General features: G+C 41.1%; 21 protein-coding genes and 3 tRNA genes. 10 read left to right on the forward strand and 14 right to left on the reverse strand.

All coding sequences use genetic code 11. The annotated features are described in order from the left end of the window. Nucleotides 1-32 precede the first annotated feature (32 nt). Nucleotides 33-473, forward strand: coding sequence for a 6-carboxytetrahydropterin synthase QueD (gene queD / locus M301_RS07735; RefSeq protein ID WP_013148210.1), 441 nt, complete (start codon nucleotides 33-35; stop codon nucleotides 471-473). Between the two features lie 99 nt (nucleotides 474-572). On the opposite strand, the gene rfbB is transcribed toward queD, so the two are convergent. From rfbB to M301_RS07755, 4 genes are read right to left on the reverse strand one after another with little or no spacing between them, the layout of a single operon-like run. Further along, nucleotides 573-1,658: a dTDP-glucose 4,6-dehydratase gene (gene rfbB / locus M301_RS07740; RefSeq protein ID WP_013148211.1), complete on the reverse strand. Its 1,086-nt coding sequence runs from the start codon at nucleotides 1,656-1,658 to the stop codon at nucleotides 573-575. A 49-nt stretch (nucleotides 1,659-1,707) separates the two neighbouring features. Next, nucleotides 1,708-2,415 carry a DNA polymerase III subunit epsilon gene (gene dnaQ, locus M301_RS07745; RefSeq protein ID WP_013148212.1) on the reverse strand — a complete coding sequence of 236 codons (708 nt, stop codon included), beginning with the start codon at nucleotides 2,413-2,415 and terminating at the stop codon, nucleotides 1,708-1,710. Beyond that, on the reverse strand, nucleotides 2,415-2,873 hold the full coding sequence (gene rnhA / locus M301_RS07750; RefSeq protein WP_013148213.1) for a ribonuclease HI: 459 nt from the start codon (nucleotides 2,871-2,873) through the stop codon (nucleotides 2,415-2,417). Before rnhA ends, dnaQ begins: the two co-directional genes overlap by 1 nt. A gap of 6 nt (nucleotides 2,874-2,879) precedes the next feature. Beyond that, entirely contained in the window at nucleotides 2,880-3,668 is a 789-nt protein-coding gene (locus M301_RS07755) for a class I SAM-dependent methyltransferase (RefSeq protein WP_013148214.1), read from the reverse strand. Between the two features lie 17 nt (nucleotides 3,669-3,685). Between M301_RS07755 and gloB the strand changes: the two genes are divergently transcribed. From gloB to fabI, 6 genes are all read left to right on the forward strand, one after another. Continuing rightward, nucleotides 3,686-4,468 (forward strand): hydroxyacylglutathione hydrolase, encoded by a 783-nt coding sequence (gene gloB, locus M301_RS07760; RefSeq protein WP_013148215.1) that lies wholly within the window; start codon nucleotides 3,686-3,688, stop codon nucleotides 4,466-4,468. Between the two features lie 106 nt (nucleotides 4,469-4,574). After that, nucleotides 4,575-6,431: a transglycosylase SLT domain-containing protein gene (locus M301_RS07765; protein WP_013148216.1), complete on the forward strand. Its 1,857-nt coding sequence runs from the start codon at nucleotides 4,575-4,577 to the stop codon at nucleotides 6,429-6,431. Nucleotides 6,432-6,572: 141 nt separating this feature from the next. Next, a complete protein-coding gene (locus M301_RS07770) occupies nucleotides 6,573-8,183 on the forward strand; it encodes a peptide-binding protein (RefSeq protein ID WP_049770016.1) in 1,611 nt (536 codons plus the stop codon). 19 nt (nucleotides 8,184-8,202) lie between these two features. Beyond that, nucleotides 8,203-9,222: an ABC transporter permease gene (locus M301_RS07775; RefSeq protein WP_013148218.1), complete on the forward strand. Its 1,020-nt coding sequence runs from the start codon at nucleotides 8,203-8,205 to the stop codon at nucleotides 9,220-9,222. Then, on the forward strand, nucleotides 9,219-10,040 hold the full coding sequence (locus M301_RS07780) for an ABC transporter permease (RefSeq protein WP_013148219.1): 822 nt from the start codon (nucleotides 9,219-9,221) through the stop codon (nucleotides 10,038-10,040). Before M301_RS07775 ends, M301_RS07780 begins: the two co-directional genes overlap by 4 nt. A 39-nt stretch (nucleotides 10,041-10,079) precedes the next feature. Further along, a complete protein-coding gene (gene fabI / locus M301_RS07785) occupies nucleotides 10,080-10,865 on the forward strand; it encodes an enoyl-ACP reductase FabI (RefSeq protein WP_013148220.1) in 786 nt (261 codons plus the stop codon). A 66-nt stretch (nucleotides 10,866-10,931) separates the two neighbouring features. Here fabI and M301_RS07790 read toward each other — a convergent pair whose 3' ends face one another. The 10 genes from M301_RS07790 to M301_RS07835 form a co-directional block, all read right to left on the reverse strand. Then, entirely contained in the window at nucleotides 10,932-12,833 is a 1,902-nt protein-coding gene (locus M301_RS07790) for a SurA N-terminal domain-containing protein (RefSeq protein WP_013148221.1), read from the reverse strand. Between the two features lie 242 nt (nucleotides 12,834-13,075). Then, a tRNA-Asp gene (locus tag M301_RS07795) sits at nucleotides 13,076-13,152 on the reverse strand. 156 nt (nucleotides 13,153-13,308) lie between these two features. Next, nucleotides 13,309-13,384, reverse strand: a tRNA-Val gene (locus M301_RS07800). A gap of 19 nt (nucleotides 13,385-13,403) precedes the next feature. After that, entirely contained in the window at nucleotides 13,404-13,676 is a 273-nt protein-coding gene (locus M301_RS07805) for an HU family DNA-binding protein (RefSeq protein ID WP_013148222.1), read from the reverse strand. 130 nt (nucleotides 13,677-13,806) lie between these two features. Next, on the reverse strand, nucleotides 13,807-16,266 hold the full coding sequence (lon, locus tag M301_RS07810; protein WP_013148223.1) for an endopeptidase La: 2,460 nt from the start codon (nucleotides 16,264-16,266) through the stop codon (nucleotides 13,807-13,809). A gap of 157 nt (nucleotides 16,267-16,423) precedes the next feature. Beyond that, on the reverse strand, nucleotides 16,424-17,704 hold the full coding sequence (clpX, locus tag M301_RS07815) for an ATP-dependent Clp protease ATP-binding subunit ClpX (RefSeq protein WP_013148224.1): 1,281 nt from the start codon (nucleotides 17,702-17,704) through the stop codon (nucleotides 16,424-16,426). Nucleotides 17,705-17,784: 80 nt separating this feature from the next. Then, nucleotides 17,785-18,444 carry an ATP-dependent Clp endopeptidase proteolytic subunit ClpP gene (gene clpP, locus M301_RS07820; protein ID WP_013148225.1) on the reverse strand — a complete coding sequence of 220 codons (660 nt, stop codon included), beginning with the start codon at nucleotides 18,442-18,444 and terminating at the stop codon, nucleotides 17,785-17,787. Continuing rightward, nucleotides 18,445-19,749: a trigger factor gene (tig, locus tag M301_RS07825; protein ID WP_013148226.1), complete on the reverse strand. Its 1,305-nt coding sequence runs from the start codon at nucleotides 19,747-19,749 to the stop codon at nucleotides 18,445-18,447. Between the two features lie 243 nt (nucleotides 19,750-19,992). Beyond that, complete coding sequence (locus M301_RS07830; protein ID WP_013148227.1) at nucleotides 19,993-20,823, reverse strand: TorF family putative porin; 831 nt, start codon at nucleotides 20,821-20,823, stop codon at nucleotides 19,993-19,995. Nucleotides 20,824-21,157: 334 nt separating this feature from the next. Next, a tRNA-Leu gene (locus tag M301_RS07835) sits at nucleotides 21,158-21,242 on the reverse strand. Nucleotides 21,243-21,463: 221 nt separating this feature from the next. On the opposite strand from M301_RS07835, the gene M301_RS07840 reads away from it, so the two are divergent. The 3 genes from M301_RS07840 to M301_RS07850 are packed head-to-tail and all read left to right on the forward strand — an operon-like array spanning nucleotide 21,464 to nucleotide 24,308. After that, nucleotides 21,464-21,712 (forward strand): hypothetical protein, encoded by a 249-nt coding sequence (locus M301_RS07840; RefSeq protein ID WP_013148228.1) that lies wholly within the window; start codon nucleotides 21,464-21,466, stop codon nucleotides 21,710-21,712. Nucleotides 21,713-21,771: 59 nt separating this feature from the next. Continuing rightward, nucleotides 21,772-23,226, forward strand: a complete 1,455-nt coding sequence (locus M301_RS07845) for a TolC family protein (protein ID WP_013148229.1) — start codon at nucleotides 21,772-21,774, stop codon at nucleotides 23,224-23,226. Next, nucleotides 23,223-24,308 carry an efflux RND transporter periplasmic adaptor subunit gene (locus M301_RS07850; RefSeq protein WP_013148230.1) on the forward strand — a complete coding sequence of 362 codons (1,086 nt, stop codon included), beginning with the start codon at nucleotides 23,223-23,225 and terminating at the stop codon, nucleotides 24,306-24,308. The genes M301_RS07845 and M301_RS07850 overlap by 4 nt, the downstream gene beginning before the upstream one ends. The last annotated feature ends 3 nt before the right edge of the window (nucleotides 24,309-24,311 follow it).

A 24,311-nucleotide genomic window follows, 5' to 3' on the forward strand; every position in this document is an offset into this window, starting at 1 on the left:
AATTGCCATACTCTCTCAATTAAGTCACCACCATGCAAATTACCACCCGCCTAGAATTTGACGCTGGGCATCGCATTCCAAGCCATAAAAGCCAATGTAAAAACTTGCATGGGCACCGCTATGCCATTGAAATCACCCTGTCTGGCGACATCATCACCCTTGAAAACGCCTCTGAAAATGGCATGGTGATGGATTTCTCTGACGTAAAAGCCATCGCAAAAAGAGCAGTCGTTGACGTTTGGGATCATGCATTTTTGGTATATCAGCATGATGCGGAAATATTGGACTTTCTAAACTCACTACCCGACCATAAAACAGTTGTATTCCCTACCGTACCAACTGCTGAGAACATGGCTGCCGAAGCATTTAAAATACTGAAAAACCAGTATCAAGACACTTATGGCAATCATTTAAAGTTAGAAAAAGTACGACTGTATGAAACACCCAACAATTGGGCTGATGCATTAAGTTAAGTTATACCTAAGTGAATGCTATACATGTCGGGTTAAAACCAACTGACATTCTGGTAGCACTGGAAGCTGACATTGGGTACAGCTTCCAGAAACTTACGACTAAGCCATCTCTTCGCCACGTTCGGCGTAATGCTTAGCTACCCAGTGACGATATTCACCACTCACTACATTAGCTACCCAATCTTGATGATCAAGATACCAATTTACAGTTTTCTCAATCCCCGTTTCAAAGGTCTCTTTTGGCTTCCAGCCTAATTGTGTTGCTATTTTTGTAGCATCAATCGCATAGCGTTGATCATGACCTAAGCGATCTTCAACATGAGCAATTTGATCTATATAAGATTTGCCATCCTCACGTGGTTTTTTTTCATCTAACATTCTGCAAAGCGTTTTCACTATTTCGATATTGGGTTTTTCATTCCAACCACCTATGTTGTAGACCTCACCCACCTGCCCCGCTTCTAAAACACGTCTGATTGCAGCACAATGATCTTCTACATACAACCAATCACGAACCTGATGACCAGTGCCATAAATCGGCAATGGTTTACCAGCGAGTGCGTTATGAATCACTAAAGGTATCAATTTTTCTGGAAAATGATGCGGTCCATAATTATTAGAGCAATTTGTGGTTAATGTCGGCATGCCATAAGTATGATGATATGCCCGCACCAAATGATCTGAAGAAGCTTTAGAGGCTGAATATGGACTATTCGGCGCATATGGATGAGTTTCTGTGAATGCTGCATCTGTTTTACCAAGTGAGCCATACACTTCATCAGTTGAAACGTGTAAAAATCTAAAGTCTTTACGATTTTCTAAACTTAAACTGCCCCAATATGCACGTACAGCTTCTAACAAATGAAAAGTGCCAACTACATTGGTTTGAATGAAGTCCGCAGGTCCATGAATAGAGCGGTCCACATGGCTTTCTGCGGCAAAATTAACCACCGCACAAGGCTTATGTTTGGCTAAGAGCTCCGCGACCAGTGACTGGTCACCAATATCGCCATGCACAAAAATATGCTCTGGATTATGCTGAACTTCTACAAGGTTTTCTAAGTTACCTGCGTAAGTCAGCTTATCAAGATTGACTATTGGGCCTAAACCCTGCTTGATCCAAGCCAATACAAAATTAGCGCCAATAAAACCAGCGCCGCCAGTCACAATAATCGTTTTGTTCATACAATTAACTTTCTATACTTGAATATCTATATATTGATATTATTTCTGTTTATGATTCTGTAGCTTTTGCTTCAAATTTAGCCCATAAGCAATCACTAGACTTTGCTAATGAAGCGATATATTCATCATGCGCAGAAATCTCTGCCTGATTGGCTAGTTTAACTAACACAGGCTGCTTAATCTCTTGTATTGCATCACTATTTTTTTGCTGTGGTTTATCCAACTCCATCATCAAGCTATCTTGACCACGCGTCATGGCCATATAGACATCGGCGAGTAACTCAGCATCTAGCAACGCACCATGCAACGTTCGCTTAGAGTTATCAATGCCATAATGTTTACATAGTGCATCTAGACTATTACGCTGCCCCGGACGCATTTCTTTTGCAATTTTGAGGGTATCCGTAATTTTTGCAGTAATAGCCTCAACTGGTTTTTGCTCGATTAACCCAAACTCTCTATTCAGGAAACCCACATCAAACGGGGCGTTATGCATGATTAACTCAGAGTCTGCAATAAATGCAATGAGCTCATTCGCAATATCAGCAAAGTGTGGCTTGTCTTGTAAAAACTCCAATGAAATCCCATGCACCTCTTGCGCACCTTGATCAATTTCACGGTCTGGGTTCAAATAATAATGAAAATGCTGCTTGGTTAATCGACGATTAATCACCTCAACTGCAGCCACCTCAATCACACGGTGGCCTTGCGCGTGATATAAGCCCGTCGTTTCTGTATCTAAAAAGATTTGACGCATTACGCTATCGCTCCTTGTAAAACCTGCTCTACACCTTTATTTGCGAGCATATCTGCCCGCTCATTTCCTGCATTACCAGCATGACCCTTTACCCAGATCCATTGTACGGTGTGTTGCTGTGCCAATACATCCAAAGCACGCCATAAATCGTCATTTTTAACTGGCTTTTTATCTGCCGTACACCAATTACGCGCTTTCCAACCGACGATCCACTCTGTCATGCCTTTTTGTACATAGACAGAATCAGTAAATACTTTGGCATGGCATGATTGATTGAGTGCTTCTAGTGCCCGAATAACGGCCGTTAATTCCATACGATTGTTGGTCGTCAACAACTCCCCACCAAACAGCTCTTTTTCACGCCCTGCGTAACTTATCCATGCTCCCCAACCCCCTGGCCCAGGGTTGCCTTTACAGGCGCCATCCGCATAAATTTCAATTTCTTTATTCTCGCTCATATACTTTTATTTTCTTCTATTGCTTTGTTTTAACAAATCTTTTTGTGTGGGTTTTGATTGTGTCGGACTTGGAATCAATGTCGATTTTAAAGGTGAAAGCTTCCAACTTGGCTTAATTGGCGTCATACCCACCACGCGCTTTTTAGCCACGACAAAATACACACCGCCCAGCATAGCACAGCGCCTACTGCTGACCTTATCAAAAAAAGAAAAGCGCTTGTGCCAAGACTGCTGCTCAAAAGGTGGAATATGGCAGCACATTTCTACCGAAACCACTTCAAAACCAAGCAAGGCCAACCAGTCTTTTAAACGCGTTAAACCTATAAACTTGCCATTCCAAGGATAAGATGAGTTTTTTGAAGTGATCTTTTTAAGGCCAGCCGTTGCCCCCCACAAACTTAATTGATTAAACCCAGAGATCACCAAATGACCCTCTGGCATCATCACCCTCGCCGCTTCACGCAAGGTTTGATGTGGACGCTCGCTGAACTCCAGCCGGTGCGGCAACAGTAACAGGTCTATGCTCATGTCTGCAAAAGGCAAAAAATCGTCACTGCAACTGAGCTGACTTTGTACAGTATCAATTGCAAATTCAGAAGCCACGAATCGATTAGGTATACGAGAATTTCGCAATAATTCCATTTGCGCACACCCCATTTGCAAGGCGTTAAATCCAAACAAATCCACTACTGCATGGTCATACAAATATTGTTCTTTAGCTTGTAAATATTGCCCCGAAGTGGAAGCAAGCCAGATCTGCAGTTGTTGCTGATTTGAACGAAGCGCTATTGACATTTAAGTACGCAGGCCAAATGATAGATGGTATGAATCATAATCTGCAAATTATACCAATTCCAGCATTTAAGGATAATTATATCTGGCTTGTGCATAACGACGCCCAAGGCGCTGTGGTAGATCCAGGAGATGCGGCGCCTGTGATTGCAGCCTTAAATCATTTAAAGCTAACACTTACAACTATTTTAATCACACACCATCACCATGATCACATTGGCGGTGTGGCAGAGTTACTCGAAGCTTTTCCGCAGGCGATTGTTTATGCACCCGCCCTTGAACAGTATGCTTTTGAGCATATCGCTATTTCAGAACAAAACAGTGTTCACTTAAAAGACTTAAATATCTCGTTTTCCATTTTAGATTTACCAGGTCACACATCAGGTCATATTGCTTATTACTCTGCTCAACATAAGCTTATATTTTGTGGGGACACTCTATTTGGTGCGGGCTGCGGTCGATTGTTTGAAGGTACTCCAACTCAGATGTATCACTCACTACAAAAACTAGCAGCATTGCCATCGGCAACAAAAGTTTACTGCACTCACGAATACACCATGCATAACATTAATTTCGCTCTAACGTTTGAACCGAGCAATCAAATACTGATTGAGCGGCATAAAAATACGCAAAAACTACGTGATTCAAACATTCCTAGCTTGCCGTCAACTATCGAGTTAGAGTTGGCAACTAATCCTTTTCTGCGTTGTAATCATCAAGAAATTAAATCGTCTATTCAATTGACAAATGCTAGTGAAATTGAAACTTTCACCAAATTAAGAGAGCTTAGAAATCATTATTAATCAATTAGATAAAGCTTATTATTAAAGTTAAATTTAATAATAATTAACTTGACTTTAAACGTCATATTTTGTTAACATTTGGCTACTTTTTGACTTTGAGTGTTTTATGCTTCACCTAAATTTTGTGCTCAAAGGTCATTTCAACCACAACCTACAACGCAACATCTCGAGAAATCTTATCAAACTTTCAAGTAAGTTAATTTGGTCAGCATTAATGGCTGCTTCAACCGCTATTCCTAGCTTATCAGCACATGCCGATACCAATGTGATGGGCGAAGAAATCATTATCTATTCTGATGATGGCTACAAACCTGCACCTAGAGACCTAGGCGTAATTGACAAGTCGACCAACGAGAAAACTACTAGCGATAAATCATCGAGTGATAAAACTATCACAAAAAAACTGGGTGGCAATCGTTTAGGCGACTCATTCGACACCGAACTTCACACCAACGATACAGATACGCAAGAACCGATAGCAGTTAATAACGACGATCTATGGCAACGCATACGAAATGGCTATGCCATACCAGACAGTACCTCAAGCCTAGTTGCGCGCCATGAAGAATGGTATAGCACCCGTCCTGATTATATAAAACGTATGGTTGAGCGTAGTCAAAAGTACTTATTCCATATTGTTGAAGAGGTCGAAAAACGTGGCATGCCCACTGAAATCGCCTTATTACCAATGATAGAAAGCGCCTATAACCCACAGGCCAACTCTACAAGTAGTGCATCTGGCATTTGGCAATTTGTACCCGCTACAGGCAAACACTTTGGGCTTAAACAAAATTGGTGGGTAGATAATAGACGCAACGTCACGTTTGCTACTGATGCAGCGCTGACTTACTTACAAAAGCTATACAACATGTTTGGTGCGTGGGATTTAGCGCTAGCCGCATACAATGCCGGCGAAGGCACAGTTGGGCGCGCTATAGAGCGTAACCGCAAGCTTGGTTTGCCAACAGACTATGAAAGTCTAGACTTACCAGCAGAAACAAAAAATTATGTTCCCAAGCTACAGGCCATTAAAAACCTAATGACCAACCCTGAGAATTACGGGCTTAAAATTCAAACTATTGCTAATACGCCATACTTTGCTAAAGTCACGGCACCCGCTCAGATTGACGCTCATTTGGCTGCAAAACTTGCCGAAATTAGCGATGATGAGTTTTTAGCACTCAACCCAAGTAATAAGCGACCTGTTATCACAAGCAATGGTGAGAAACACGAATTGCTATTACCTATTTTGTCTGCACAAACGTTCAGAAACAATCTTGCTGGCTATGATAAGCCTCTTGTGAGTTGGCGTACCTACTTCGCCAAACGCGGAGAGCGTATGGAAAGTATTGCGTCTAAATTTGGCATGCAGCTTTCTCAACTACGGATTGTGAATAACCTACCTAGCCAAAACAAAATTAAAAACTCTTCCACAATCTTGGTTCCAAATGGCAATAAAACTGATTTCAGTACTGCAAAACCCATCACTAAAACTAATGATGCCGAAGTGGCTCCTGCTTTGGAAAATAATGATGAGATTAACGCCAAACAAGGCTCAGCGAATATTGACATTAACAACACTGAAACCCCTGTAGAAAACAATGCTGATAAAATTGAACCTGTGAAGCAAGTCAGCGTCACACACAAGGTTAAAAAAGGTGAGAATATACAAACCATCGCTAAACACTATGGTATTAGCGTAAAGCAGATTATGGCTGCAAATTCACTAAGAAATTACAAACTAAAGGCCGGACAAACTATTAAAATTGGGTCTGAAACAGTGAGTGAGCAGTCTAGTAAAAAAACATCAAGCGGCAAATCTAATGATAAAAATACCGAGAAAACTCTTGGTAAAAAATCAAATGCCAAATCTAAAACTGTTAAGAGATCTGAAACTAGTATCAAAAATAAAGCTAAGAACAAAAGCAAAGCGAGCACTAAAAGAGTAAAGCAGCATAAATAACTACTCGCATAAAATGGCTCTTATGGAGCAATGTTGATAAAAGGCAATATTGGAATGAAGCAAATCAAATATGATCAATATCAATTGATAAAACTAGCATTCTCAAAGCTAGTGTTCATTGCCCTGTTCACGCCTTTAATGATGACAGCTTGTAGTGACTCATCTTCAAGCAGTCAAACAAACAATAAGATTGATTACACAAAAAACTACCCACCTAGCAACGGCGGCACACTGATAGACGCGATGACTGGTGAACCTAGTGGCTTAATCGCCATGATCGCAGGTGAGTCTGCTGCATCAGCAATTGCGGGTAATATTTTTAATAGCTTATTAAAGTATGATAAAAATTTAGAGTTAACGGGTGAGTTAGCAGGGTCTTGGGATGTATCAGACGACCAAAAAACCATCACCTTTCATTTAAAACCAAACCTCAAGTGGGCGGATAATCAGCCATTAACCAGTGATGATGTGCTATTCACTTGGCAAAAAGTCACTGACGAAAAAACCCGTACACCTTATGGTTCTGACTTTAAGTTAGTGACTAAGGCTGAAACGCCAGATGCCAATACTTTTCGTGTGACTTATGCCCAACCTTATGCACCAGCGCTTGATACATGGGCTGGTTTACATATTTTACCTAAGCATCTACTTAAAGACCAAGACATCAACACCACTGCTTTTGCACGCAATCCAGTGGGCAGCCATTACTACAAACTTGAGAAATGGAAGAATGGTCAATTCTTAAAATTGACGCGTAATGAAAATGCTACACAAGGCCAAGCCAAAATTGACAACTTACTGTCACGTATCATCCCTGACAAAGCCGCGCAATTCTTAGAGTTAAGCGCCGACAATATTGACTCGATGGGCTTAAACCCTATTCAATACGCCAGAATTTTTCCTGCTAGACCTGACCTCAACAAAAACATAGCACTCTACAAAGAGCTGGGGAATAGTTATACCTATCTAGGCTTTAATCTTAAGCGCAAACCGTTCGATGACGTTCGTGTGCGTCAGGCGATTAATTACGCCATTAATAAGCAAGAAATCATAGATGGTGTACTGTTAGGTCTTGGCGAACCTGTGGCCTCGCCTTACAAACCCGGCACACGTTGGAGCAACCCTGAACTTAAGCCATATCCCTATGACCCCAATAAAGCTAAAGCATTATTAAAAGCCGCTGGATATGAAGACCATGATGGTGATGGTATTTTGGATAAGGATGGCAAACCTTTTACTTTTGAAATTCTAACCAATCAAAACAAAGAGCGTGAAATGACTGGGGTTTTAATACAGCGCCGTTTGAATGATATTGGCATTAAAGCCAATATTCGCGTATTGGAGTGGGCAAGTTTTCTAGGGCGCTTTATCAAACCTAAAGAGTTTGATGTAGTTGTCTTAGGCTGGAGCTTATCGTTAGACCCTGATCAATACAGCATTTGGCATTCCAGCCAGCAAGCTCCAGGACAGTTCAATTTCATTAGTTACAGTAATCCGCGTGTCGATAAGTTACTTGAGGCTGGCAGGCTAGAACTCAACCCAGATAAGCGCATGAAAATCTATCACGAATTTTCAAAAATCTTACTAGAAGACAGCCCTATCGTGTTCTTATCAGCAGGTTACGGCTTAACGGCTATTCATAAGCGCGTTAGAGGCATTAGTAACCCTGCACCGCCTGCTGGCATTGGTCACAATACCTATGAGTGGTATATTCCTAGAGCTTATGCCCGCAACGAAATGAGTGAGCACTAAATGATGCGGGGAAATTCATATGCTTAAATATTTGGTCAAACGTATTTTTTGGATGGTTCCATTATTGATTGGAATCAGCCTAATCTCATTTTTCATCATGCACTTGGCGCCCGGCGACATTACTACCAGTGAAGCAAGTTTCAATCCAAAAGCAAGCGAAGAGTCTCGACAAAAATTACGTGAGCTCTATAGCCTAGATAAACCCGTGATTGTGCAATATGGCCTATGGATGAAACGCATGGCGACCTTAGATTTTGGTACCTCTTTTGCATCGCATCAACGACCAGTATTTTGGCAAACAAAGGATAAAGACGGCAACGTAACGCTAGGCATGATTCAGGAAGCGTTGCCGATTACCTTACTTATCAATGTACTCAGTTTAATACTCATTATTAGCGTAGCCCTGCCATTAGGCGTCGTTTCTGCACTAAATCAAAATCAACTCACAGATCGTAGCATTACTTTGTTTGTATTTATAGGTTTTGCTATACCCGGCTTTTGGCTTGCCTTAATGTTGATGTATTGGACTGGCGTACAACATACTTGGCTTCCAATTTCAGGATTACAAAGCATTGGGCATGAGAACATGAACTGGCTCGCTCAAATCACAGACACGTTAAAACACTTAGCGCTTCCAGTGTTTATTTCCGGCATTACGGGCTTGGCTGGCATCTCGTTATTTGTGAGAAATGGCATGCTAGAAGTACTGCATCAAGACTACATCACCACTGCTCGCTCAAAAGGTTTAAGTGAAAATCGCGTGATTTACGGCCATGCTTTGCGTAATGCACTGCTACCGTTAATCACGATTTTTGGCCTAAGCATTCCGGGCTTAATTGGCGGATCTGTTATTGCTGAAAGCATTTTCGCAATTCCGGGCATGGGCAAGCTGTTTTTCGATGCGGTATTAATGCGCGACTTTCCAGTGATTATGGGCATTCTGACCATAGGTGCAGTACTTACCTTAATTGGTAACTTAATAGCAGATATTGCTTATGCATGGGCTGACCCCCGTGTTAGACGAGGAGTAGTTCAATGAAAAAGCTACTCACTAACCCGCTAGTTCTAATCGGCTTTATTATTATTGCAAGCATATTATTACTTGCAATCATTGCACCTTTGATTGCCCCATATGATCCTGATGCCATTGATGTAAAAGCGATATTGCTATCTCCCTCATCTATCCATTTAATGGGTACAGATGGCTTAGGCCGCGATGTATTCTCCCGCATGCTTTATGGCGCCCGTATATCACTCATGGTCGGTTTTGTAGCAGTGGGTATAGCTACGGCTATTGGCATCGTGCTAGGTGCAATAGCAGGCTTCTATAGAGGCTGGGTAGATACACTCATCATGCGTATTGTTGATGTGATGTTATCCATTCCTACTTTCTTTTTGATATTAGCAGTTATCGCATTCTTAACGCCATCAATCTGGAATATTATGATCGTTATTGGCTTAACCTCATGGATGGGAGTCACTCGCTTGGTCCGTGCAGAATTTTTAAGCTTACGAAATCGAGAGTTCGTATTAGCCGCTCAAGCTTTAGGAGCTAAAGATGCCCGTTTGATTTTCACTCACTTATTACCCAATAGCCTCACGCCAATTATTGTTAGCTCAATTTTAGGCATTGCCAGCGCCGTGCTGGTTGAGTCAGGTCTCAGCTTTTTAGGCTTGGGCGTACAGGCGCCACAAGCCTCTTGGGGCAACATCCTCACTGATGGCAAAGAATACATTCAATTTGCATGGTGGCTTTCACTTTTCCCCGGCCTTGCAATATTGATAACGGTGTTAGGGTATAATCTGCTTGGAGATGGTTTACGTGAAGCGTATAACCCCAGAAGTAGTCAACATTAGTATTCATCATATTCAAGAGTTAAAGATAGGAACAATGTCATGGGATTTTTAGCAGGTAAAAAAGTATTAATCACCGGTTTATTAAGTAACCGCTCAATTGCTTACGGTATTGCAGCAGCAATGAAACGCGAAGGTGCAGAACTAGCGTTCACTTACCAAATGGAAAAATACCAAGAGCGTGTTGCAAAATTAGCCGCAGACTTTGACTCTACATTAGTCTTTCATTGTGACGTTGCTGATGACAACTTGATTGATGCTCTATTCCCTCAAATTGCTCAACATTGGGATGGCATAGATTCAATTGTCCATTCCATTGCATTCGTGCCAAAAGATGCTCTAGATGGTGATTATCTAGAAAAAGTAACACGTGAGAACTTCCGCATCGCGCATGACATCAGTTCATACAGCTTTGCAGCGCTAGCTAAGGCAGCATTGCCGATGATGCAAGGCAGAGGCGGCAGTTTGTTAACATTGAGCTATCTAGGTGCAGAGCGCACCATGCCTAACTACAATGTGATGGGCTTAGCAAAAGCCAGCCTAGAAGCTAACGTACGCTATATGGCACAAAGCTTAGGTCCTAAAGGTATACGTGTAAATGCTGTATCTGCTGGTCCGATTAAAACACTCGCAGCTTCTGGTATTGGTGATTTCGATAAAATGATCAGCTACAATGAAAAACATGCGGCTTTACGTCGTAACGTGACGATTGAAGAAGTAGGCAACGTATCTGCATTTTTATGTAGTGATTTAGCCTCAGGTGTTACAGGCGAAATCACTTATGTAGATGGCGGCATGAATATTACAGCTGCTGGTGTGATTGATTAAAATTACATTAGATTAACCCAATAAAAAAGGCACTCAAGAGTGCCTTTTTTAGTATCTAAGTTTTAACTATTTTGCTGCATTACTTAACAAAAGCTTTTCATTTACTGTCACTTTTGCTTTTTCACGAAGAGATTGCTTGTAAGCGGCAATATATTCATTTGCTAAAGCTGCATTTAACTGGGCTTTAGCAGCTTTTTTAGTTTCTTCATCAGCCAATGAAGATGAGTCAACTTTAATGACTTTAACGAGCAAGTAACCTTGCTTACTGTCAGCCAAACCAGAATAAGCAGGTAGTTTTGCAGTATTGGTTTTAAATACTTGATTCATTGCTAAGTCCGTTAGACCTTGGGCGTTTTTACGATCAACCGTCACCTCTTTAATCCATTCAATACCTGCAACATTTTTGCCATCACGCAAGTCTTTAAGTGCCGCTTCACCCTTACTGATTGCAAGCTTAGAAGCAGCCTCTAATTTAAGCAAAGCCTCAATACCAGCTTTCACCTCATCAAAGCTCTTTGGTGCAGCAGGTTTATAGTCTACAACGCGTGCTGAAACCATATTGTCTGTAGAAACCTCAATAGCTTCTGTATTGCGGCGATCTTTAAGTACTTCATTTGAAAAAATCAAACTCATGATTTTTTCATTATTTTTAAAGAATTTCGCACCAGACTCACGGCTTAGCCAATCTGATTTCTGTACTTGACCACCAAAAGCTTTAGCTGCTGGCTCTAAGCTACCTGATTGTGTATAAACCAAATCACTAAATGCTTCCGCCTGTTTAGCGAACTCATCTTTAGCTTTTTGGAACATTAAATCGCCTTTGATTTGCGGTTTCAAGCTATTGAAGTCAGCATTTTGACCAGAAATTTCTGTCACTTTAATAATGTGATAACCGAATTCAGACTCAACCAAATCGCTCACTTGATTTACTTTCATACTAAATGCGGCATCTTCAAATGGCTTTACCATTGCACCACGACTAAAGCTGCCTAGATCTCCACCTTTCACTGCAGAACCTGGGTCTTGCGAGTTCTTAACTGCCAACTGCTCAAACTTACTTGGATCTTTTTTAATTTGAGCTAAGATTTCTTCAGCCTTAGCCTTAGCTTGCTGTTTCTGTTCTGGCGTAGCACTCACACCAAAAGCAATCAGAATATGACTGGCGCGTCTTTGTTCATTACCCTGAAACTTTGCCGCATTATCATCGTAATACTTCTTAACTTCATCATCGCTAACATTCACATTGCGCATAAAATTCACTGGCGCTAATGATAAAAATTCAATTTTCACTTGCTCTGGAACAATGAGTTTATTTTTATGCTGCTCGTAATAAGCTTTAACTTCTTCAGGCTTAACAGTTACTTGATCAACGAAGTCTTTAGTCTTGATTTCTGAAACCGTTACAACACGTTGCTGATTGGCCAGTTTAAGTACTTCATCTGCACGCGCATTGGAAATAAATCCTAATCTAGCAATGCCATCTTGTGCTTGCTGCGCCAATAAATCAGCTCGCATACCAGCTTCAAACTTACTAGGTGAAAGTTGGTTTTGCGATAAAGTCTGATCGTAAAGCTCTTGTGAAAACTTACCGTCTTTCTGAAACTCTGGCATTCCAGTCACATAAGTAGCAAGTTGTGAATCGCTAATGGCATATTTGGCATTATGAATTTCATCACTTAACAACTGTTTATTAATAAGCTGATCTAACACTAAGGACTTAACTTCAGGACTATCTAATTGAGCCTGCTCAAATTTACCCTCAGATTGCAGACGATTACGCATATTTTTCAAAGCATTATCATATGCCTGCACAGAGATGCTATTACCACCAACCTTAGCCACAGCAACATTATTACCAGCACTACTCAAGTAAGAGTCAATGCCAAATAATGCAAAAGGAATAGTAATTAAAGCCAATAGAGCTTTGCCAACCCAACCTTGGGCTACGGTGCGAATTTGATCTAACATAAAAACTTTCTATCCTTAATAAATACTCATCTTGTAGACTTCAAGTCCGTTCAGAAATTCAGACTTTAAGCTTTAATACTCATTGAAGCTTTGAATAAGACTGCGTCAAATCCAAAACGTCACTAATATATCATAAGATAGGCTTAGTAATTTTCTTAGCTGCACAATACAGAAGCTTTTCAGAGATGCAAAAGCAAAAGTACAAATAAAAATAGCGAGTCCTAAGACTCGCTATTTTTATTTGGCGGAGCGGACGGGACTCGAACCCGCGACCCCCTGCGTGACAGGCAGGTATTCTAACCAACTGAACTACCACTCCATAAAACTTAATGTACTAACAATACACAATTAATACATTTTTACTGATACCAGTTAAAAGGTGCGCTCTTATTTTTTACAAAATAAAAGAGTGCTCAAATTACCAGCACTCTCAAATTTAAAATTAGGAACGGCTTAGTCACATTTTTTGTTTATTTGGTGGGTGCTAACGGGGTCGAACCGCTGACATTCGCCTTGTAAGGGCGACGCTCTACCAACTGAGCTAAGCACCCTGCTTAACCAACAAAAACGCTAGTTTACAGCATCTTTAAGAGATTTACCAGCCCTAAATTTCGGAGAGTTTGCTGCTTTAATCTTAATAGTCGCGCCTGTACGTGGGTTGCGACCATTACGTGCTTCGCGCTTACCAACATAGAATGTGCCGAAGCCAATTAATGTTACTAAATCGCCTTTTTTCATTGCGGCAGTAATTGCTGCTGTAGTTGCATCTAACGCACGACCAGCTGCAGCTTTTGAAAGGCCTGAAGCACTTGCAATACTGTCAATCAGTTCTGATTTATTCACGAGTAGTCCCCTCTTAAAGGTTGTTAAATAAAAACTAGGTTAAATTTGGGTATTGGATACCCGTACAACTTTATATCAAGCCTACAAAGGCTGTGTCAAGCCTTTAAGCCCTAGATTAACACTTATTTTTCTAGTGCTTAATAGCCTCAACAACAGCATTTTTACTTTCCACTGACTTATCAGCAGCTTGCACATCATTTGCAACAATTTCATTAACTTGAGGCACCTCTGACAACGGCACCGGTTGTGAAGCCAACGCTAGCGCTAAGACCTCATCTATCCATTGCACAGGATGAATATCCAGATGATTTTTGATATTTTCAGGTATGTCTGCCAAATCTTTTACATTTTGGCTTGGAATTAACACAGTTTTAATGCCACCGCGATGAGCTGCAAGCAACTTCTCTTTCAAACCGCCAATAGGTAACACTTCACCACGCAGTGTAATTTCACCTGTCATCGCCACATCTGCGCGTACAGGTATACCCGTTAAGATTGAGACCAGAGCAGTGGTAATAGCAATACCTGCACTTGGTCCATCTTTAGGCGTAGCGCCTTCAGGAAAGTGTATATGAATATCATTCTTTTCATAAAAATCATCGGTAATGCCAAGACGCTTAGCACGGCTACGAACCACACTCATCGCAGCCTGAGTAGATTCTTTCATAACTTCGCCAAGCTTACCTGTAGTCGTCGTTTTACCTTTACCAGGCAATAATACAGCCTCAATCGTCAGTAATTCACCACCTACAGATGTCCAAGCTAATCCTGTCACTTGTCCTACTTGATTATCTTTTGCAGCAACACCATAGTCGTAACGTTGCACACCTAAGTATTTATCTAAGTTTTTTGGTGTAACAGTGATTTTCTTAGCAGCTTTAACACCTTCTTTAGCCTTAACTGTAATCAACTCTTTAACAATCTTACGGCAAACCTTTGCAATTTCTTGCTCGAGTTTACGTACCCCAGCTTCACGTGAGTAATATCGAATAATGTCACGCACTGCCGCTTCAGAGACACTGGCCTCTTGTTCTTTTAAGCCGTGAGATTTCAATTGCTTAGGCAGTAAATAGCGCATGGAAATATTTACTTTTTCATCTTCGGTATAACCTGAAAGATGAATAATCTCCATACGATCTAAAAGCGCCGCAGGTATGTTCATTGAGTTTGCTGTTGCGACAAACATCACATCCGACAAGTCATACTCGACTTCTACATAATGATCAGCAAACGTATGGTTTTGCTCAGGATCTAACACTTCTAATAATGCAGAAGATGGATCGCCACGCATGTCTTGTCCCATTTTATCGACTTCATCGAGTAAAAATAATGGGTTTTTAACACCAACTTTGCTCATGCTTTGCAGAATCTTACCTGGCATAGAACCAATATAAGTGCGTCTATGACCACGGATTTCAGACTCGTCACGCACGCCACCTAAGGCCATGCGAACGAATTTTCGATTCACAGCTTTTGCAATACTTTGACCCAAGGAAGTTTTACCTACGCCTGGAGGGCCAACCAAACACAAAATTGGTGCTTTAATCTTATCAACACGTTGCTGAACCGCTAAATACTCAACAATACGCTCTTTGACTTTTTCTAGACCATAATGATCATCATCTAGTACTTTTTCAGCGGCTAACAAATCTTTGCTTATTTTCGTCTTTTTCTTCCAAGGCAAATTAATCAGAATATCAATGTAGTTACGCACCACTGAGGCTTCAGCAGACATTGGCGACATCAGCTTCAACTTCTTAAGCTCACTCGCAACTTTAGCTAGCGCTTCTTTAGGCATACGAGCCGCTTCTATGCGCTTCTCAAGCTCTTCCATTTCAGCGTTTTCATCTTGCTCGCCCAACTCTTTTTGAATCGCTTTGACTTGCTCATTTAAGTAATACTCACGCTGAGTTTTTTCCATTTGGCGTTTTACACGACCACGGATACGCTTCTCAACTTGCAGAATGTCAATTTCGCCTTCCATCAAGCGAAGTAAATGCTCTAAGCGTTCGGCCACACTGAACATTTCTAATATTTTTTGTTTTTCATCTAACTTCAAAGTTAAATGAGCAGCAATCGTATCTGCTAGACGCCCTGCCTCATCAATAGTGGCAAGGGAAGTTAATATTTCAGGTGGGATTTTTTTATTCAGCTTAACGTATTGGTCAAACTGAGCGAACACTGTGCGCATCAATGCTTGAATTTCTACATCGTTCACGGACTCAGCGATAAGCTCAGCATTAGCTGCAAAGCACTCTTCAGTCTCAATGAAGCCTGAAACTTTAGCGCGCTGTACGCCTTCGACTAACACCTTAACCGTGCCATCAGGCAACTTCAACATTTGTAGCACAGTTGCGATTGTGCCAACTTCATACAAGTCAGCAGCATCTGGCTCATCTTTATTCGCTGATTTTTGAGCGACTAATAAAATCTGTTTATTACCTTCTGAAGCAATTTCCAGAGCTTTTACAGATTTAGTGCGGCCAACGAATAATGGAATCACCAAATGTGGATAAACAACTACATCGCGCAAAGGCAATACTGGCAATAAGCCATTATCAGGTGTAAATACAGGTAATGATTTTGTCATGGAGACTTCCAAATTAAGCTAAAAAGTAAGCCATTTATGCCTACAGAATCATTTATGGGGCTGAAACTTTAGAGTTCAAGTCTAAAGTTTCAGCAGATGCTTTAATATTCAAACAAAATAATTTAGAAACAAAAGCAATGAAGTGAATTAACGATGTTTAACCAACAGCTTCTTCAGTTGGTTTATCTGCATAAATTAAAATTGCTGGCGCATCGCCACGAACAACACCTTCGTCCACTACAACTTTACTCAAATTTTCCAGGGAAGGTAACTCATACATAATATCAAGTAGAGAATGCTCTAGAATTGAGCGCAGACCTCGCGCACCCGTTTTACGCTCAAGTGCTTTTTTAGCAATTAAGAGTAATGCCGACTCTCTAAACTCTAACTCGACACCTTCCATCTTAAAGAGCTTGATGTATTGCTTGGTAAGCGCATTTTTAGGCTCGGTCAAAATAGTCATCAACGCAGCTTCATCTAGTGACTCTAGTGTTGCAACGACTGGCAAACGACCAATAAACTCTGGAATCAAGCCAAATTTAATCAAATCTTCAGGCTCTACATCGCGTAGCACTGCCCCTACCTGACGAATGTCATTTTTACCTTTTACTTCTGCACCAAAACCAATACCACCTTTTTCGGAGCGTAAGCGGATAACTTTTTCTAAACCGTCAAAAGCACCACCACAGATAAATAATATATTAGTCGTATCAAGTTGAACAAACTCTTGATTTGGATGTTTACGACCACCTTGTGGCGGTATAGAAGCAACCGTACCTTCAATCAGTTTGAGTAGTGCTTGTTGTACACCCTCACCTGATACATCACGAGTGATGGAAGCATTTTCAGATTTACGTGAAATCTTATCCACTTCATCGATGTAAACAATACCACGTTTGGCTTTTTCAACATCGTAATCACATTTTTGCAATAGTTTTTGCATAATGTTTTCAACGTCTTCACCCACGTAACCCGCTTCAGTCAAGGTGGTAGCGTCAGCCATCACGAATGGCACATCAAGCAATCGTGCCAATGTTTGCGCTAGTAATGTTTTGCCTGAACCGGTTGGACCAATCAACAAAATATTACTTTTTGAGATTTCAACTTCGTCTTTTTGACCGCCATCAGACAGATTATTGTGACCAAGACGCTTGTAATGGTTATATACCGCAACAGCTAAGTTCTTCTTAGCGTGGGTTTGACCAATCACGTATTGATCTAAAATCTTACAAATTTCTTGTGGTGTAGGCAAACTTTGATCTGTTGATTTTAATCCATCAGTATTCTTTACTTCTTCTCTGATGATGTCATTACACAAATCAACACACTCATTGCAAACGAACACAGAAGGTCCGGCAATGAGTTTTTTTACTTCATGTTGGCTCTTGCCACAGAATGAACAATAGAGTAGCTTGTCGCCGTCGGCTTTATTCGCCATGTGTAATTCCTATTTAAATTGTAGCTTGTAACAACATTACTATTATTACGACTTCTTAAACCTTTAACTTCAAAGTAATCTTATGCCGCTTCTGTGCGACTTTCAATCACTTTATCAATCATGCCATATTCAACTGACTGCGTGGCGCTCATAAAGTTATCACGCTCAGTATCACGATCAATCTCAGCTGCTGTTTTGCCTGTATGATGCGCCAAAATATCGTTTAATTTGGCACGCAAATACAAAATTTCTTTTGCATGAATTTCAATGTCGGTAGATTGACCCTGAAAACCACCTGATGGCTGATGGATCATCACGCGTGAATTTGGTAGACTAAAGCGTTTACCTTTTGCACCAGCAGCTAATAAAAATGCGCCCATACTTGCCGCTTGGCCAATACACAACGTGCTTACATCTGCTTTGATGAACTGCATAGTGTCATAAATAGACATGCCGGCAGTCACAGAACCACCTGGAGAGTTAATATATAAAGAAATATCTTTATCTGGATTTTCAGCCTCTAAGAACAGAAGCTGAGCCACCACAAGGTTTGCTGACATATCGTTGACTGGCCCAACAAGAAATATCACACGCTCTTTAAGTAAACGGGAATAGATGTCATAAGAGCGCTCGCCGCGGCCGCTCTGCTCTACAACCATCGGGATATAACCCAAGCCTTGCGGGCTTATGTCTAACTCTGCTTGCGGTTGTTGCATGCTACTCATATTAAAACCTGTCATTTAGGCATTTCCCATTAAGTCATCGAATTTAACTTTTTTGTCAGTTACTTTAGCTTTGGACAACACATAAGCCACAGCGTTCTCTTCAGTTGCCAAAGCTGATGGCTCATCCAAACGTTTAGGATCAGCATAGTACCAAGTCACCACGTCTGCTGGGCGCTCAAAGCTTTGTGAGAACACATCAACCATCGCACGAATCTGGTCTGCATTTGCATGTAAACCATTAGTATTAATCAATTCACCCAAAATCAAACGAAGTGTAGTGCTACGTTTAGCCTGCTCTTCAAACATTGAAGGCTCAAGTTTTATGGTACTCAAATCAGCGCCACGTTGTTTTAGGTTTTGTGCGGTCGTTTCCATCATGCGATTAATTTCAGACCCAAGCAATATACGTGGAATCTCGAAATCAGCACTTTCAACCAGAGCTTGGAATACTTGTTCTTTAAGTTTAGCACTTACGCGCTTAGCTACTTCTTGATTCAAGCTTTCAGTAATTTCGGCTTTCATTTTTTCAACGTCACCGTCTTCGATACCTAAACTTTTAGCAAAGTCAGCATCTAGTGCTGGCAATTTTGGCTCCGAAACGCTTACATAAGTGACATCATAAGTCACCGTTTTACCTGCTAATTGTTCTGGTGTGTGGTCTGCTGGATAGCTAATATCAAACTGTTTTGAAGTGCCAACCTTACCGCCTGTCAGCTCAGCGTCGAATGACTCTACACGACCAGCCTCACCCAATACTAAATCAATACCTTTATCGCCAGTAGACTCAACTTCTTTACCGTCAATAGAAGCTTTAAGTGTCACGTTAATACTGTCACCTTTTTTAGCAGCTCGTTTAACAGGTGAATAGCTCACACGCTGCTTTACTAAAACGTCTAATGTTTTTTTAACATCAGCCTCACCCACTTCTATCACTGGGCGCTCAATTTTCATTTTTGCTAAATCGCCATAAACAACTTCAGGAAATACTTCAAAAGTAGCTGTGTATTCCAAGTTTTGCGTTGCCGCATCGAAAGGTTTGTGTTCAATATTTGGGTAGCCCGCAACGCGTAATTTAGCTTCGTCTACAGCATCGCCAAAGCTTTTCTCAACAGCGCCGGAGTATACTTCATCACGCACCTGATCACCATAATGCTGATTCACTAAGCCCATAGGCGCTTTACCTGGTCTAAAACCAGCGAATTTTGCCGTACGTGACATTTGAGCCAAACGCTGATGGATTTGCGCCTGAAGTGGTTGGAGTGGAACTGAAATCGTAATACGACGTTCTAGTTTACTGATAGTTTCAACATTCAATGCCATGCGGTTATTCCTAAAGGTCAAAATTTTAGAGTGTGCTGAGAGTTTTAGATTAGTGTTACAACACAAAAAATTGCTAAAACCCGCTTAATTTAAGCGCCAAACTATAGCATATTAGACTTAAGTTCACAAACAAGGTAAGTGAATTTCAAGCGGGAAACTTCGTACCATTTTAAGGACATTGAGATTCTAAAGAATAAAAAAAGGGGCATACGCCCCTTTTTAACTAATTTGGATAGTTAAGACTTACCAAGTGCGTTTAACGTAAAACCATAACTTATCTTCATTAGTGTCTCTACCATCTGCACTCTTATAAAACTCTTCATTTTCAACATCAAATGTTGTGGTGTAGTATGCGCCTGCATTGAAGCCTTCAATTGGTTTACCAGCTCCAGGTAGACTGAAATCTCTATTCAAACCAATTGCAAAATCACCTTCAGAGCCTGTTTGGTTACGTGTGTTTTGGTAACCTACTTTTGTCATGAAGTTTAAATCACCAATTGGTAATTTATAGTTTACTTTCAACTCATGATAATCAGAACCTTTTGTATTAGCAACTCCATAATAATCAGTCAGTACGCGGTAATATGTGTAAGTCAACCATTTATAGGACAACGCAACAGATGCTTCGAATGAATTTTCATTTCTATCACCAATTTTATGGCTTTCTAGGTAGGCGTAGTAATTACCTAACACATTTACACCAATACCATTCTCAAACGTGTGAGCATAGCCACCATACCAGTCCGACTCAACATGATTACCTTTAGCGCCAGTAGTAGGAGAACCACCGTTAACATAAGGATCTATATTAGACCACCAAGTACCTAAGTAAAAACCACTACTGTGCGCCCAATCAATGCCACCTTGCACAGCTGGACCATCGCTTAAATCCACACCACGGAACATATAACTGCTATATAAACCTAGGTTGTAAGTTAGCGTATAAGCTGGTGCTGGCTCAGCGGCAGCTGGAGCCACATCTTCTGCTGAAGCATAAGCACAACTAAATAAAATTGGTGCTGCGCATAATGCGCTTACTACGTGGCGATTTGTAATCAAACTCAAGGCTTTCATGTGATTTCCTTAATTAATAAAAAGATTAAAACTAAATTTCTTGTATGGATATTGAATTAATTATTCCTGTGCTGCAACATATAATTAACATATATACAACAATTCAACATAAATACAACAACTTAGTTAGCTTAAATTTGGTGCATATTTGCTAATTTTGCACCTTGCGGGTGCGGCGCCAGAGCAGATTTTACTTATCCCAATGATTTATAAAGAATATTTAAGATTAGGCTCAACCTTAATAGTCGCGGCGATTGAAAGGTAGTGACTCGAAAAAAATTTAGAGATTTTCTGACAACAAAAAAGGGCTTCCCAATTGGGAAGCCCTTATATTTGGTGCGAAAGGAGAGACTCGAACTCTCACGCCTTACGGCGCTGGAACCTAAATCCAGTGCGTCTACCAATTCCGCCACTCTCGCAGGTAGATAACGACTAAATGTACCGCCGTTTCAAACAAGCGGGCATTATATCTCAACTACTGCAAATGGGAATAGATAAAACTGAAATATTTGTATATTTCAGTTTTAATGCACTTTTGCTTGGCTTTACGACTGATTATCTAGCAGAGCTGGCCACGATTATGCGAGAATGACACATATATTATATGAATCACTAATACCATTTAAATAGAGTCGATACCATGCAAACTAACATCAATCAAAACGAAATCAATATGCTAAGAGCTGAATTAGAGCTTTTAATGCGCGAACGCCAATCTTTGTTGAAAGTAACGGGTGCTGCTGCGGGCTTGATTGCAGAGATGGATAGTCACGATCTAGCTATTTCAACGATAGAAGCCGCTGACTTACTTGCAACAACCATTAACGGCTTAAGTGAAGAGACGTTGCAAGATGCATTAAGCGCAGTAAATGCAGAAATCGTCGAGTAACACTCCCGTAATGATGCCCGAGTTCTGCATTCATTACTTCTGCTGCCATTATTACTGCTTTGATTAAGCACGCTAAACTAAACACAAACCACCAACCAAGGCTACTTAGAACAATTGCCTTAGCGACTTGCTTTTCAACAGTTTTAGCCAGCTGTAGTTTTCAACAGTATGTTGCTAAACCCATTGAACCAGCAACTGTAGCTGCCAAGTTTGAGCTAAAAGATCCATCAGGCAAGCCGTTTACAGAATATTTGCTTAATAACGGTTACCCAGCCGAACACTTACCAATTCAACAATGGGGCTTAGACGAACTAAGCTATTGCGCGCTCTTTTTTCACCCCAGCTTAGATGTTGCGCGCGCTCAGTGGCGCGCAGCTCAATCTTCAGAGGCAAGAGCTGCGCAAGGTCCAGCACCTACGCTAAACGGCAATGTAGCGCACAGCGATGATCCCGACCCAACAAAAAAGCCATTTGCTTTTGGCTTGAGCATTGATGTACCAATAGAAACTGCCAATAAGCGTGATATACGCATAGAGAATGCTCAACACTTATCACAGGCAGCCAAGCTTGAAATTGCACAAACGGCTTGGCAACTACGACAAAATATTGCACAGACGCTGACTGAATATGAGTTTAATCAGGCTGAATTGCGTTTGTTGTCAGAAGAAGAATTGCGTCGCGAAGAAATTGTGAATATCTACCAAAAGCGCGTCAACGCAGGTGCGGCTTCTAATATTGAGCTTAGTAATGCAAAACTACAATTGCAAACCGTGAGCGCTACTGTCAATTCTGCACAACAAAATAGGCTGATATTGCTATCTAAACTTGCCAGCAACATAGGGCTGCCTCTAGCTAAGGTAGAAACAATGTCATTGGCAATTGATCATAAGCGATCATTAGACAATATTTCAAATGCGGATATACAAACAACGGCCCTGCTCAATCGCCTAGACATTCGTATCGCGCTAGAACGTTACGCAGCAGCAGAAACTAAATTGAAGCTAGAAATTGCGGGGCAATATCCCGACATTGTGATTAGCCCTGGTGCAGCTTATGAGTTTGGCGATAATATTTGGTCGCTTGGTTTGTCTGGTCTTCTTAGTTTGCTGAATAAAAACAAGGTTGCTATCGCAGAGGCGACCATGCTGCGCGAGGTTGAGGCCGCACAATTTGAAGCATTGCAAACCAAAGTAATATTAGATGCGAACATTGCAAATGCTGAAGTCAATCAAGCTAAACAGGTATTGGAACATCAGCAGCATCTATTGGCTCAACAACAATCAAACACTCAACGCATGCAGCGAAAACTAGCTGCAGGTGACATTGATAGACTAGAAATGACTTATGCTAAATTAGAAGATATTAACGCTGAGAAGAATGTCGCTGTAGCCAATTTTCAGCTAAACAAATCATTAGACCAATTAGAAAATACTTTGCAAAAACCACTTGCCGATAATGGTGCTACAGGTTCAAACATAGTGAAAGCTGCGATTAAACTAGAGGATGAAAAATGAACCGTAAGGCAACCATAATTATCGGCCTGCAAGCGGCTTTAATTGTCATTTTATTTTGGTTTTTAATTTTTTACGGCAAAGACGAATACGAGGCAGCGAGCACCAAAGGTGAAGAAGGCATTGAGACTAAATCACTAATAGTCGCCAATCAAGCTAATGAGAAAGGTGCAGCAACACTGATATTGCCGATTGCATTGCAACAACAAAGCGGCATACAGACGGCTAAACTACAAACCACACAGCATCAATCAGCAACGGCGTCATTCGGCACAGTAGAACCAATCGACAGCTTAATTGAAATGCGCACTCGTTACTTAGCCGCTCTTGCCGATGGCAATGTAACGCGCTCAACGATAACAAGTGCCGAGCAAAATTTACACCGTTTACAGCTTTTAAACCAAGATGATAAAAACGTATCTGACCGCGCCGTGCAAGAAGCGCAAGCGACATTAAGTGGTGAAAAGGCAAAACTAACCACCTCCGCAACATTAGCCAATGGCATACGCGATAACATGCGTCAGCAATGGGGAAACACGCTAGCCAATTGGGCAACGCAGACCACTAGTAACAGTGAATTCGAATCACTTTTGCAATCACGTGACGTGTTGTTAAAAATCACGCTACCTTTTGACGTTACGCCAAATAAAAATACCACACTGCAAATTGCCCCTATGGGTTCGCAAACGCAGCTTGTTAAAGCGCAATTTATCTCAGATGCTCCACAAGCCGACAGCACCATTCAAGGCAAAACTTACTTTTATCGCGCCCCCGCTGGCAGCCTGCGTGCTGGCATGCGTGTAACAACAAGACTTAATACGCAAGGCAAGGCGAGCTCTGGCGTAATTATTCCACATGAAGCCGTTGTTTGGTATTCCAATCAGGCATGGGTTTACCAAAAAATCGGCGCAGATAAATTTGTTCGCCGCCTGATTAGTACTGAAGTTGAAATTGAAAGTGAAGCGATTAGTGGCTGGTATAACACTACGGGGTTGGTGGCAAACGATGAAGTGGTGATTAGTGGCGCACAGCTGTTGTTATCAGAGGAATTGAAATATCAGATTAAAAATGAGAACGAGGACTAATCT

This window comes from Methylotenera versatilis 301, from assembly GCF_000093025.1.
Lineage (GTDB): Bacteria > Pseudomonadota > Gammaproteobacteria > Burkholderiales > Methylophilaceae > Methylotenera > Methylotenera versatilis.